This window comes from Ralstonia nicotianae (assembly GCF_018243235.1).
GTDB lineage: Bacteria > Pseudomonadota > Gammaproteobacteria > Burkholderiales > Burkholderiaceae > Ralstonia > Ralstonia nicotianae.
Genome location: NZ_CP046675.1, coordinates 709974 through 723999, shown reverse-complemented (window position 1 = coordinate 723999; position 14026 = coordinate 709974). Strand labels below are relative to the sequence as shown.

The window sequence follows — 14026 nt, the reverse complement described above, 5'->3', positions numbered from 1 at the left end:
GGGGACCGCCCGGGCGCGGCCGGCGGCAGGCCTGCAACCGGCGGTGTTGCATCGCTGCACCGCCAAGATTGCCGGGGCAGCGCGGGCAGGCCCCATGTTACGATGCCCCCCTCGGAGCACCGAGCTCATGGCCAGGAGACGCACGCTCTGATGCGTCCGGCGCGGCGGCCCCGCGAGGAGAAATGACAATGCGACGCCGAATCAAAGCGTCCTGGACCGCAATCCTGGTGTTTGCGCTGGTGGGCGCCGGGTATTTGTGGATGTACCGGTTCGAGCCCCTGCTGTCCGGCGAAGCCGGCAGCGATGTGTTTGTCTGGGACCGCTGGCGCCACCGCGTGTGCGCGCTGACCGACCGCGGCGAGGCGACCGAGCTGCGCTGCGACAACGCCATGGAGACCGATGGCGGTAGCGTTGGCAATGCCGGCGGCGGCTCCGACGTCTCCACGCGCGTGCGCATGCGGGACACCCTGTACCACAAGCTGTGACCTCGCCGCGCGCGCCTGCCGGCATCGTGTGCCGGGCGCGCGCCGGCTTTCCCTAGCCTTCGCCCAGTTCGGCCGCCTGGATCAGATCCGGCGCGGCGACGGCCGGCAGCATCCTGACCTGCGAGGCTTCGATCCGCCCCCGACGCTGGAACGGCCCCAGGTTTTGCGGCTGGCCGGATTCCAGCGCGCGCTCGATGGCGGCCAGGATGCGCACGTCAGCCAGGCCTTCCTCGCCGCCGGGTTCCGGCTCCAGGTCGTTCAGGATGCAATCCGAGAAGTACTGCAGCGCGCCGCCGACCTGGTCGGTGGCCTCGAACGGCTGCTCGCGCATGCGGCCGTCCAGGGTCAGCCGGTGCCGCAGCGCAGCGCCAAAGGTGAAGCCGGGCGACACTTCGAGATCGCCCCGGGTGCCGATCACGCGGTACTGGTCCACGCCGGCGCTGCTGTAGCTGACGGTGAACTGCGCGAGCCGGTGGTCGGCAAAGCGCAGCGTCACGCCGACGGTGTCATCGAAGTGGAACGGCGAGGCCGGATCGCGCACGCCCACGGCCGACACTTCCACGGGCTCCGCGTCGAACAGGTGGCGTACCGTGTTGATCGGGTAAGGTCCCATGTCCGCCACGGGCCCTGCCCAGTAGCCGTGGTGCGCCCGGTGGCTGGACGGCGCCACGGGCTGGCTGAAGACGGCCGAGAATGCCCGCACGGGCCCCAGCCCGCCGGCGCGCACCAGTTCGATCGCCGCCAGCGTGGCGGGCTCGAAGTGCAGCCGGTAGGCGATCATCAGCTTGGCATGCCCTTGGCGGGCCGCGGCGATCATCGCTTCGCAATCCGCTTCGCTGGTCGCCATGGGCTTCTCCAGCAATACGTGGATGCCGCGCTGCAGCGCGGGCAGTGCGTATTGCCGATGCATGTCGGCGGGCAGCGCCAGATAGATCGCGTCAATGTCGCCGGAGGCGAGCAGGCGCTCGTAGTCGGCATAGCCGCAGACGTGGCCGATGCGGTAGCGCTGCGCCAGCGCGCCGGCCTTGGCCGCATCGCCGGTCACCAGTGCGGTGACGACGGCGTTGCCGCTGTGCGCGACGCCCGGCAGGACAGCGGCCTGCGAGATCCAGCCGGCACCGACGACGGCGTAGCGGACCGGGTGCTGCGCGGTGGGCCCCGGTGTCGCTTGCGGCGTGAGCTCGGCTTCGTGTGACGCGGTAGACATGACAATTCCTTTGCAATCCGCGCGTGCGAACGCCGGCCGGAGGTGGCCGGCCCGTCGCTGCGCGCCGTGGTAGTAGGGAGGTAGCAAAGGCGGTGCCCGGCACCCCGCTGGCATCACTTCGTGCCGGGGCAACGGCTCAGGCGCGCTCGGCGCGGTGCCGGCAGAGCGTTGCCTGGCGCTGGGCTGGCGGGTGCGGCAACAGCATTCCCGGACGCTGACGGAGGCGGGGCTGGCCGGGCTGCGGGCTTGGCGGGTATCCGGGTAGCGCGATCTTCATGTCTCTCAGATAAGACATGAGAGCTGTTGAAGTCACACTTCAAAATCTCTACATAGTCATGCGGCGCATGCGTCGCTAAAATCCGCCCCCAAAAGCGCTGCTGCGTCCAATGACGGCGCGGCCGGCCAGGCAGATTGCCGCTCTGGTCCGAGACGCTTGTCCATTCAATCCAATACACACTGTGGAGCCACGCGATCCGGTATCGCGCGGCCGGCGCCTGTTCGCACGCAGTGAAAAAAGAGGATGCGCTGTAATGGGAAGGGGAAGTTCGGTTTGCCGCCTGGGGGGCGGCAAACGTTTCGTATGGCTCGGCGCTTGCCTGCTGCCGATGTCCATGGCCTTGGCGCAGATCGCGCCGGCCGAAGATGCCACGCAGGAACTGTTGCGGCAGCAGGAACGTGAACGCGCGCTGCGCCAGCGGCAGGAGTCCAAGCCGGACGTGCGGCTGGAGCGCGGGGTGGCCGCCGAGACCGGCCGCCTCCCGGCGGACGAGTCGCCGTGCTTCCGCATCGACCGCATCACGCTGACGGGGGACGCCGCCGAGCGCTTCCAGTGGGCGCTGCCTGCGGCCGATCCGTCGGACGATCCGGCCACCGGCCGGTGCCTGGGCACCGCCGGCATCAACCTGGTGATGAAGCGCGTGCAGAACGCCATCGTCGCGCGCGGTTACGTGACCACGCGCGTCCTGGCCGCGCCACAGGACCTGAAGCAGGGCACGCTTGCCCTGACGCTGGTGCCGGGGCGCATCCGCGCCATCCGCTTCTCGGACGACAGCAGTCCGCGCGCCACCCGGTGGAATGCGCTGCCGGCCGCGCCCGGCGACATCCTCAACCTGCGCGATATCGAGCAGGGGCTGGAGAACTTCAAGCGCGTGCCCACGGCCGATGCCGACATCCAGATCGCCCCCGCCGACGGCCCTGGCGCCACGCCCGGCGAGAGCGATCTGGTGATCGCCTGGAAGCAGGGCCTGCCGTTCCGCCTGAACGTGGCCGCCGACGATTCCGGCAGCAAGTACACCGGCAAATACCAGGGCAGCGTCACGGTGTCGTACGACCACTGGTGGACGCTCAACGACCTGTTCTACGCCAGCTTCAATCATGACCTGGGCGGCGGCTACAGCGGCAGCAAGGGCACGCGCGGCTACACCGTCCACTACGAGGTGCCGTACGACTACTGGCTGCTCGGCTTCACCACCAGCAGCTACGACTACTACCAGTCGGTCGTCGGGGCCAACCAGACCTACATCTACAGCGGCACCAGCGAGAACAGCGAGGTGCGCCTGTCGCGGCTGTTCTACCGCGACGCCGTGCGCAAGACCAGCGCCTATGTGCGCGGCTGGGTGCGCAGTTCCGCCAACTTCATCGACGACACCGAGGTCGAGGTGCAGCGCCGCCGCATGGCCGGCTGGGAAATCGGCCTGAACCACCGCGAGTTCATCGGCGCCGCCACGCTCGACGCGAACGTGGCGTACCGCAAGGGCACGGGGATGCTGTCGTCGCTGCCGGCGCCGGAGGAGTCGTTCGACGAGGGCACCGCCCGCCCGTCGCTGATCACGGCGGATGCGCAACTGACGGTGCCGTTCGCCGTCGCGTCGCAGCGGCTGCGCTACACGACCGCGTGGCGCGGCCAGTGGAACCGCACGCCGCTGGTGCCGCAAGACCGCTTCTCCATCGGCGGGCGCTACACCGTGCGCGGCTTCGACGGCGAGAACACGCTGATCGGCGATCGCGGCTGGCTGGTGCGCAACGACCTCGGCTGGACGCTCGGCAATAGCGGTCAGGAGCTCTATGTGGGCGTGGATTACGGCGAGGTCGGCGGGCAATCCGCGCGCGTGCTGATCGGGCAGCACCTGGCCGGTGCCGTGCTGGGCCTGCGCGGCGGCTACAAAGGGCTGTTCTGGGACGTCTTCATCGGCACGCCGCTCAGCAAGCCCGAGGGCTTCCGGACCGCGCATACCACGGCGGGTTTCAACGTCAGCTGGTCGTACTAGGAGGCCGCATGCGATTCGACACCCTCGATGTCATCGCGCCCGGCCTGCTTGAGACACCCTGCAACGAGGCAGAGGTGCTGGGCTCGGCGGTCTGGCTGTGGATGCATTCGGCCTCGCACCGCGACGTGCCGCTGCATGCCTTGTCGGCGCTGCTGCTGCCGGCCATCAAGCAGCGGCAGTTCGTGCTGGCGACCGAGCATGGCAAGCCGGTGTTCTTCCTGATCTGGGCGGGCCTGAGCCCGGAGGCCGAGCGCCGCTATCTGGCCAATCCGCCCATCACCATGCCCGAGGCCGATTGGGCCAGCGGCGAGCGCACCTGGATCCTCGACTGGATCGCGCCGTTCGGACATACGCGGTGCGCCCGCCAGCTGATGGCGCGCCTGTTCGCCACGCGCTGCGTGCGCGCGCTTTACCACCGCGGCAATGACCGCGGCCTGCGGGTCATGGACTTCCACGGCATCGGCGTGATGGCCGAAGAAGCCCGCGCGTGGTCCGCGCTCAACCCTCCTCTCCTGCCCCTGGCCGCCCACGCTGCCGGCACGTCGCATCTCCCGGAATCCCAATCATGAACAAGCACCTCTACCGGATCGTATTCAACAAGACGCGCGGCCTGCTGATGGCGGTGGCGGAGAACGTCGCCGGCGACGGCAAGCAGACCGGCACCAGCGATGCGCCGCGCGCCGGCAGCGTGCTGGCCACGGTGCGGCCGCTGTGCTTCTCGATCCTGCTGGCGTTCGGGCTGGTCGGCAGCCTGGCGCAGGCGCAGATCGTGGCGGACCCCGGCGCGCCGCGCGGCCAGCAGCCGACCGTGCTCAATGCCGCCAACGGCGTGCCGCTGGTCAACATTCAGACGCCCAGCGCGGGCGGCGTGTCGCGCAACACCTACGGCCAGTTCGACGTCAACCAGCAGGGCGCCGTTCTCAACAACGCCCGCACCAGTACGCAGACGCAGCTCGGCGGCTGGGTGCAGGGCAACCCGTGGCTGGCCACCGGCACGGCGCGGGTGATCCTGAACGAAGTCAACTCGAGCAACCCGAGCCGGCTGCGGGGCTACGTGGAAGTCGCCGGCGACCGCGCGCAGGTGGTGATCGCCAACCCGGCGGGCATCAGCTGCGACGGCTGCGGCTTCATCAACTCCAACCGCGTCACGCTGACGACCGGCACGCCGATCCTCAACGGCGGCAACCTCGACGGCTACCGCGTGCAGAACGGCACCGTCAGCATCACGGGCGGCGGCCTGGACACCAGCCGCGCGGACTACACCGACATCATCGCGCGCTCGGTTCAGGTCAATGCCGGCATCTGGGCCAATACGCTCAAGGTCAGCGCGGGCGCCAACGAGGTCAGCGCCGACCATGCCCAGACCACCGCCATTGCCGCGACCGGCCCCGCGCCGTCGTACGGCATCGACGTCGCGAGCCTGGGCGGCATGTACGCGGGCAAGATCACGCTGGTCGGCACCGAGGCCGGCGTGGGCGTGCGCAATGCCGGGCAGATCGGCGCCTCGGCCGGCGACGTGACCGTCACCGCCGACGGCCGGCTGGAGAACAGCGGCCGCATCACGGCCAGCGGCAATGTGCATGCTGACACCAACGGTGGCGTCACGAACGCGGGCACGGTCTACGCACAGGGCGATACGCAACTCGCCACGCGCGGCAACGTCGTCAATACCGGCGTGATCGCGGCGCAGGGCAATACGACGCTCGCCGCAACCGGCGCGGCGAGCACGATCGACAGCCAGGCCGGCTCCGTGCTCGGCGCGGGCCTGCTCAGTGACGGCACCGTGAGCGGCAGCGGCGCGCTGCAGCTGTCGGCGACGGGGCAGCTCCAGGCCCAGGGCCAGAACTTCGCGGGGGCGGACCTGACGGCGGGCGCCGCGTCGATCCGCCTGGCCGACAGCCGGACCGCCGCGCGCAATATCACGCTGACGGCCAGCGGCGGCGATCTCGATGCGAGCCGCGCGACGCTCTCGGCGTCGCAGGCCTGGACGGCGAACGCGGCCGGCACGCTGCGCACCGACGGCGCGAACGCATCGGCCGATCGGCTGGCGCTGACGGCGCACGATCTCTCCAACGCGCAGGGCCAACTGGTCCAGACCGGCGCATCGGACCTGTCGATCCAACTGCCCGGCCAGCTGGACAACACCGGCGGGCGCATCGCGACCAACAGCGCCAACCTGTCGCTCGGCGCGCAAACGCTGGTCAACACCGGCGGCCGCATCGAGCATGCGGGCACCGGCACGCTGGCGATGAACGTGGGCACCCTGAGCGGCGCGCGCGGCGTCATCGGCACCAACGGCGCGCTGCAGCTGACGGCGCAATCGGCCACGCTCGACGGGGGGCAGACCTCGGCCGACACGCTGCAGATCCGTGCCGGCACGCTGTCGAACCGGAGCGGCCAGATCAGCCAGACCGGCATGGGCGGCGCATCGATCCAGGCAAGCGCGTCGCTCGACAACACCGGTGGCCTCATCACCGCCAACGGCCCGAACCTCACGCTCGAGGCGCCGACGCTCGTCAACACCGACGGGCGGGTCGCGCATGCGGGCACCGGCACGCTGGCCATCACCGGCACGACCGTCGATGGCGCGCGCGGCACGATCTCGGGCAACGGCGCGCTGACGCTGAACGCCCAGTCCGTCACGCTCGATGGCGGGCAGACCACGGCCGGCAACCTGACGATCGACGCGGCCACGCTGTCGAACCGCTCGGGCCAGCTGTTGCAGACCGGCACGGGCGCGGCGTCCGTCCAGGCCACCGAGCGCTTCGACAACACGGGCGGCCGCCTGGCGACGAACGGCTCGGACCTGACGCTTGGCGCGGCAACACTCACCAACGTGGACGGCCGCATCGAGCACGCGGGCACCGGGGCACTGGCCATCACCGCCACGACCCTCGACGGCGCGCGCGGCACGATCGCCAGCAATGGCACGCTGGCGCTGCGCGCGCAGACGGCCACGCTCGACGGCGCACAGACCACGGCCGAGCGCCTGCAGGTCGATACGGCGGTGCTGTCCAATCGATCGGGCCAGCTGGTGCAGACCGGCGGCGGCGCGGCGTCGGTACGGGCCACGACGCTGCTCGACAACACCGGCGGCACGCTCGCGGGCAACGGCGACCTGGCCATCGCGGCGGGGCGCCTGGTCAACCAGGGCGGCACGCTGCAGGCGGCCGGCGCGTCCGGCCTGGCCATCGCGGCGACGGGCCAGATCGATAACAGCGCCCAGGGCAAGATCGGCGCGGGCGGCGCGGCGACGATCGCGGCGGCCTCGCTGTCGAACGCTGGCGGCACGCTTACCGCCGGCGACGCGCTGCAAGTGCAGGCGAGCGGCGCGGTGGACAACACGCAAGGGGTGCTGGCGGCCAACCGGGACGTATCGGTCAACGCGGCATCGGTGGCCAACGCGGGCGGTCGCATCGGCTCGGTGCAGGGCAGTACGGCCGTTGTGGCCAGCCAGGGCGGCGTCAGCAACGCGGGCGGCCGCGTGGAGGCCGCGCAGGCGCTGACCCTCAGCGGCAACGGCATCGCCAATACCGATGGCGTGGTGGCGGGCCAGGACGTGCGGCTCGACAGCCGGGCGCAGGCCTTCGACAACACCCGCGGCACCGTGGCCGCGCGTGGCCTGCTGGATGTGCAGAGCGGCCAGCTCACCAACGACGCCGGCATGCTGCAGGCGGCCGGCGCGCTGACGATCGACACCCACGGCCAGACGCTGCTCAACACGCATTCCGGCACCACGGGCGGCATTCTCGGCCAGGACAAGGTGACGCTGCATAGCGGCAACCTGGACAACAGCGCCGGCTTCATCGGCGCGAACGGCGACCTGAGCGCCACCGCCGCGCAGATCACCAACGCGCAGGGCGGCCAGATCAGCGGCGCGAAGGCGATCGCGCTCACCAGCACGGGTCTGGACAACCGGGGCGGCACCATCCAGGCGATGGGCAACGTGACGGCCGATGCCGGCTCGGGCGTGGTCGACAACAGCGGTAGCCTGATGCGCTCGGGCGCCACGCTCGACGTGCGCGCCGGGTCGGTGATCAACACCGGCACCCAGGGCGCCAACCAGGGGCTGGAGGGCCAGAACGTTGCGCTGACGGCCGACCAGATCAGCAACCAGGGCGGCGCCATCCGCGCGGACAAGGCGCTGACGCTGACCGGCTCCGGCGCGCTCAACAACGCCCAGGGCCTGATCTCCTCGGCCCAGAGCGTGCAGGTGCAGGACCGCAATCCGGGCAACAAGACGCAAAGTGTCACCAACACGGGCGGCACGCTCATCGCCGGCAAATCGCTGGGCGTGGACAGCGCCGGCCTGTCGGGCGATGGGCGCATCCTGTCGCAAGGCGACCTGAGCCTGAACCTGGCCGGCGATTTCACCAACACCGGCGAACTGCAGGCCAACGGCAACGCCACCGTGAAGACCAGCGGCACGCTGACCAACCAGTCGGGGCTGAAGGCCGGGAACACGCTCACCGTGTCCGCGGGCAACATCGACAACACCGCCAGCGGCGAGATCAGCGCCGGCACGACCAACCTCACCGCCACCGGCACGCTCACCAACCGGGGGCTGATCGACGGCGGCAACACCAACATCGACGCCGGCACGCTCAACAACCTCGGCACCGGCCGCATCTATGGCGACCACGTGGCGATCCAGGCGGGCACCGTCAACAACGATGTCGAGAACGGCACGGCGGCGACCATCGCCGCGCGCAACCGGCTCGACCTCGGCGCGCAGACCCTGAACAACCGCGAGCATGCGCTGATCTTCAGCGGCGGCGACATGGCGATCGGCGGTGCGCTGGACAGCAACCGGGTCGCGACGGGCGCGGCGGCCACGGTCAACAACAACAGCGCGTCGATCGAATCGCTCGGCAGCCTGGCGCTGGCGGCCAACCGGATCAACAACACCAACGAGCACTTCAGCACGGGGGTGCAGTCGCAGGGCACGCAGCACATCGTGGAGTACCAGGGCGACGGGGCGGCCAACCGCTACAAGCCGGGGGACCCTGACGTCTACATCTACAACGACGAGTCGGACCACCTGCACACGCCCGAGGGCAACTACGAGAGCTGGCACAAGTACGAGTACGACCGCTCGACCAGCGCGACCGTCATCACCGGCTCCGACCCCGGCAAGATCACCTCGGCCGGCGCGATGCGGATCGACGCGGGGACGCTGTTCAACGACAAGAGCCAGATCATCGCCGGCGGCACGCTGTCGGCCAATGTCGGCTCGCTGCAGAACACCGAGGTGACGGGGCAGCAGACCGTGACCGACGCGGGCACGGCCACGTCGTACTGGCGCCACCAGAAGAAGGGGCGAGACGACACCGGCAGCAGCAGCACGGCCTACAACCCGCCCGACGCGATCAGCGACATCCGGCTCACGCCCACCGTCTACAAGGACAACACCGCGCCCGGCGGCAGCGGGACCCAGGTCGGCACCCTGACTGTGGGAAGCGTGACGCAGGGGGCGCAAAGCGCGGCGGTGGCCAGCGTATCCATCGGCGCGGGCCGGACCGTGGGCGCCGTGACGCAGGGGATGCCGGGCATCGGCAGCGTCGGCGGCGGGCGGACGGTGAGCGCCATCACGGAAGTGGCGGCCGTCACGCCGGCCGCGGGCGGCCAGTCGCTGGTGGTGCGCACGGGCGGGGTCAACACCACGCTGCCCAACAACAGCCTGTTCCGCCTGAACCCGAACCCGGGGGGCAGTTACCTGGTCGAGACGGACCCGCGCTTCGCGAGCTACCGCACGTGGCTGTCGTCGGACACCATGCTGACGCAGCTGAGCGTCGATCCGGCCCTGACGCAGAAGCGCCTGGGGGATGGCTTCTACGAGCAGATGCTGGTGCGCGAGCAGGTGGCGCAGCTGACGGGTCGGCGCTTCCTGGATGGCTATTCGAGCGATGAGGCGCAATACCGCGCGCTGATTGACAACGGCGTCACCTATGCCAAGGCGTGGGGCCTGCGTCCGGGCGTGGCGCTGACGGCCGCGCAGATGGCGCAGCTGACCAGCGACATCGTCTGGCTGGTCGAGCAGGAGGTGACGCTGCCCAACGGCCAGACCACGCGCGCGCTGGTGCCGCAGGTGTACGTGCACGTGAAGCCGGGCGACCTGGACGGCTCGGGCGCGCTGATCGCGGGGCAGAGCGTGAACCTGAACGTGTCGGGCGACATGGTGAACCAGGGCAGCATCGCCGGGCGCGACGTGGTGTCGATCACGGCGGAGAACGTGAAGAACCTGGGCGGGCGCATCACGGGCGGCGACGTGGCGGTGCGCGCGCGCACCGACCTCGACAACCTGGGCGGCATCATCGATGCCAACAACAGCCTGAGCGCGATGGCCGGGCGCGACCTGAACGTTGCCAGCACCACGCGCAGCAACAGCAACGCGCAGGGCAGCATCACGAACGTCAGCCGCATTGCGGGCCTGTATGTGACGGCGCCGTCGGGCGGCACGCTGGTGGCTTCCGCCGGGCGCGATCTGACGCTGTCCGGCGCGCAGATCGGCAACGCGAGCACGGGCGGCCAGACCGTGGTGGCCGCGGCGCGGGACCTGAACCTGGGCACGGTCGGCACGTCGAGCGCGCAGTCGCTGGCGTGGGACAGCAAGAACTGGCGCAAGGACAGCACGCAGCAGGAGGTCGGCTCATCGATCCAGACCACTGGTGACTTGCGGCTCTCGGCGGGCAATGACCTGAACGCGCGCGGCGCCTCGGTGACGAGCGAGCAGGGCGCGCTGGTGGCGACCGCCGGCAACAACGTCAACCTGAACGCGGCGCAGACCACGCGCGAGGTGGACGAGGCGCACCAGTTCAAGGGCAGCAGCAGCTGGTTCTCGAAGAAGACGATCACGACGCGCAACACGCTGTCGGAGACCACGACGCAGGGCACGACGTTCTCGGGCAACACGACGTACGTGCAGGCGGGCAACGACATCAACGTGAAGGGCAGCAACGTGGTGTCGACCGATGGGACGACGCTGATCGCCAAGCACGACGTCAACATTGATGCGGCGACCAATTCGACTACCGAGCGGCATTTCCGGGAGGAGAAGAAGTCGGGGCTGTTCAGCTCGGGCGGCATCGGCTTCACGATCGGCACGCAGCAGCAGAGCCAGGACAACCAGGACGCGCGCACCACGGCGGCGGCGTCCACGGTGGGCTCGACCAACGGCAATGTGGCGATCGGGGCGGGCAACCACTACCAGCAGGTGGGCAGCAACGTGGTAGCGCCGCAGGGCGACATCACCATCCAGGCCAAGAAGGTCGACATCCTGGAAGCGCAGGAGACCACGCATAGCACGCAGGAGACGCAGTTCAAGCAGTCGGGCCTGACGGTGGCGGTGACGGCGCCGGTGATCGCGGCGATCCAGACGGCGCAGCAGATGGGCCGTGCGGCAGGGCAGACGTCGGACGGGCGGATGAAGGTGCTGGCCGGTGCGACGACGGCATTGGCTGGCAAGAACGCGGCGGATGCGGTGGCGGCCGATCCGAAGTCGGGCGGCGGGGTGAGCATCTCGATCACGGTGGGTGGGAGCAAGAGCCAGAGCAAGACGACGCAGGACGCGACGCAGGCGGCGGGCTCGCAGGTGGCGGCGGGCGGCAACGTCAGCATCCAGGCCACGGGCGCGGGGCAGGATTCGACGCTGACGGTGCAGGGCAGCGACATCAAGGGCGGCGGGGACGTGAGCCTGAAGGCCGATGGCGACATCGACCTGCTGGCCGCGCGCAATGCGAGCGAGATGCACCGCTCGAGCAGCAGCGTGAGCGGCGGGGTGGGCGTGGCGGTGAGCCTGGGCTCCAACGGCGCGGCCTTCGGCGTGACGGCCAACGCAAGCGCCTCGCGCGGCAAGGGCGAGGGCTCGGACGTGAGCTGGACCAACACGCACGTATCGGCCGGCAACACGCTGACACTGGAATCGGGCGGCAACACGAACCTGAAGGGCGCGGTCGCCACCGGCAAGCAGGTGGTGGCCAACGTGGGCGGCGACCTGAACATCGAAAGCCTGCAGGACACGAGCACGTACCACACCAAGGACCAGTCGATCGGCGGCAGCGTGACGGTGGGCTTTGGCTTCTCGGGCAGCGCCAACTTCAGTCAGCAGAAGATCGACAGCGACTTCGCCAGCGTGACGGAGCAGTCGGGCATCAAGGCGGGCGACAAGGGCTTCCAGGTCAACGTGCGCGGCAACACCGACCTGAAGGGCGCGGTGATCGCCAGCACCGACAAGGCGGTGCAGGACGGGGTCAACAGCCTGACGACGGCGACGCTGACGCAGAGCGAGATTCACAACCGGGCGGAGTACAGCGCGAGCAGTATCGGCATCGGCGGGGGCTACAGTTCTGGCGGTGGCAGCGGCAAGAGCGACGACAGCGGTGGCAAGGGCGCCAGTGCGGGCGGCGTGGGCACCAACCAGCAAGGCCAGGCCACGACGGGCGGCGACAAAGTGCCGGGCAGCAACCTGCCGAGCAGTGGCGGCTGGAGCGCCACGCCGCCGATCGTGATGGGTGCCTCGGGCAGCGGCAGCAGCGTGACGGGCAGCGGCATCAGCGGCGGCGCGATCCACATCACGGACGACGCGAAGCAGCAGGCGCTGACGGGAAAGGATGCTGAGCAGACGGTGGCGAGTATCAACCGGGGGGTGTCGAGCGAGCGGGATAGCAGCAATGCGCTCAAGCCGATCTTCAATGAGCAGGAGATCAAGGCCGGGTTCGAGATCGTAGGTGCATTGCAGCGGGAGACGGGGACGTTCCTGAGCAATCGGGCGAAGGAGTCGACGGAAGCGCAGAAGGCACTCGATGCAGAGAAGGCGAAGCCGGCGGACCAGCAGGACGCGACCAAGATTGCGCAGTTGACCCAGACCTTGCGTAACAATGAAACGTGGGAGATGGGCGGTACCGGCCGGCTGGTATTGACCGCGATCACGGCTGGGGCCGGCGGGAACGTGACAGGTTCGTCCGGAGCCATGCTCCAGAGCGCCGCCGCATACTACTTGCAAGGCTTGGCAGCACAGGAGGTCAAGGGGATCGCGGACCTTCTTGATAGCGAACCGGCTCGCGCAGCGCTGCAAGGGCTTGTTGCGTGCGCCGGCGCTGCGGCTCAAAGTCAAAGTTGTGGGGCAGGTGCCGCAGGGGCCGCCGCGAGCGTCGTCCTCAATAATCTGTTGGATAGCCTGAATGGAGAGCAGGCGGCGACGTTGACGCCGGAGAAGAAGCAAGCCCGTGAGAACATCATCGCGACGATCGTGGGCGGGGCAACCACAGCGCTTGGCGGAAACGCCGTGGCAGCAACGGTGGCGGCTGAGATAGAGACCGAGAATAACGCTGCGAACTTTGTGAAGGGTACGACGGAGCGTGTCCAGCAGGCTTCGATCAGCGTTGGCGAAATCCTTCGCAAGCCGAAAGGCCAGGTCACACGGAAGGATATTGAAGCCGCATTGGCGAAGTTGAAGGAGGCGGCCTCGGCCGGCAACTTGTCCAATCAGGAGGCGCTCAATTTCAATTCGCTGTGGATGTCCGTTGCTGAGCGGGCCGCGTTGGAAAACCTGATGACCCCGCAGGAGATCGTGGGGACCAAGGAGTTCATGCGAGCGGCGATTGGTTCGATGGCGTTTAGTGGGGGAGGTAGTTCTGCGATCAGGTCGTCGGGGAGCGGGAGCGGTCCAAGGTTGGCGACGACGCAAAGTGAATTCGTTCCTGTCCCACCAGTCAGTCAAGTTGTGAAGAATAAATTCGTCGGGGACGCGTTTGAGGCAGAGAAGTACCAGCAGTTTCAAAGCAGAATGGTAGAGTCTGCACAGCAGGTTACGGTTCGGACTCAGAGTGGGACAAAGACTCGCATAGATATAATCGGGCGAGACGACAATGGAAAGATTGAGTGTCAAGAATGCAAGGCTTCGGCTACTGCGCCCTTGACGAAAAATCAACAGATAGCCTTTCCTGAAATTGAAACTGGAGGGGCTGTTGTTGTAGGTAAGGGGAAACCAGGATTTCCTGGTGGTACGGTAATACCACCTACGAAGATTGATATTGTTAGGCCAAATACGCCTCCTAAGAATTGAGGTT

General features: G+C 68.7%; 5 protein-coding genes. 4 read left to right on the top strand and 1 reads right to left on the bottom strand.

Annotated features, from left to right (window positions below):
- Nucleotides 1-188: 188 nt before the first annotated feature.
- Entirely contained in the window at nucleotides 189-485 is a 297-nt protein-coding gene (locus tag GO999_RS19425) for a hypothetical protein (protein ID WP_211907129.1), read from the top strand.
- 52 nt (nucleotides 486-537) lie between these two features.
- Here GO999_RS19425 and GO999_RS19420 read toward each other — a convergent pair whose 3' ends face one another.
- Complete coding sequence (locus GO999_RS19420; protein WP_019719731.1) at nucleotides 538-1692, bottom strand: Gfo/Idh/MocA family protein; 1155 nt, start codon at nucleotides 1690-1692, stop codon at nucleotides 538-540.
- Nucleotides 1693-2222: 530 nt separating this feature from the next.
- Here GO999_RS19420 and GO999_RS19415 point away from each other — a divergent pair.
- From GO999_RS19415 to GO999_RS19405, 3 genes are read left to right on the top strand one after another with little or no spacing between them, the layout of a single operon-like run.
- Entirely contained in the window at nucleotides 2223-3959 is a 1737-nt protein-coding gene (locus tag GO999_RS19415; protein WP_011004364.1) for a ShlB/FhaC/HecB family hemolysin secretion/activation protein, read from the top strand.
- 8 nt (nucleotides 3960-3967) lie between these two features.
- Nucleotides 3968-4528, top strand: coding sequence for a protein-lysine palmitoyltransferase (locus GO999_RS19410; protein WP_011004363.1), 561 nt, complete (start codon nucleotides 3968-3970; stop codon nucleotides 4526-4528).
- On the top strand, nucleotides 4525-14022 hold the full coding sequence (locus GO999_RS19405) for a hemagglutinin repeat-containing protein (RefSeq protein ID WP_249215121.1): 9498 nt from the start codon (nucleotides 4525-4527) through the stop codon (nucleotides 14020-14022). The genes GO999_RS19410 and GO999_RS19405 overlap by 4 nt, the downstream gene beginning before the upstream one ends.
- Nucleotides 14023-14026 lie beyond the last annotated feature (4 nt).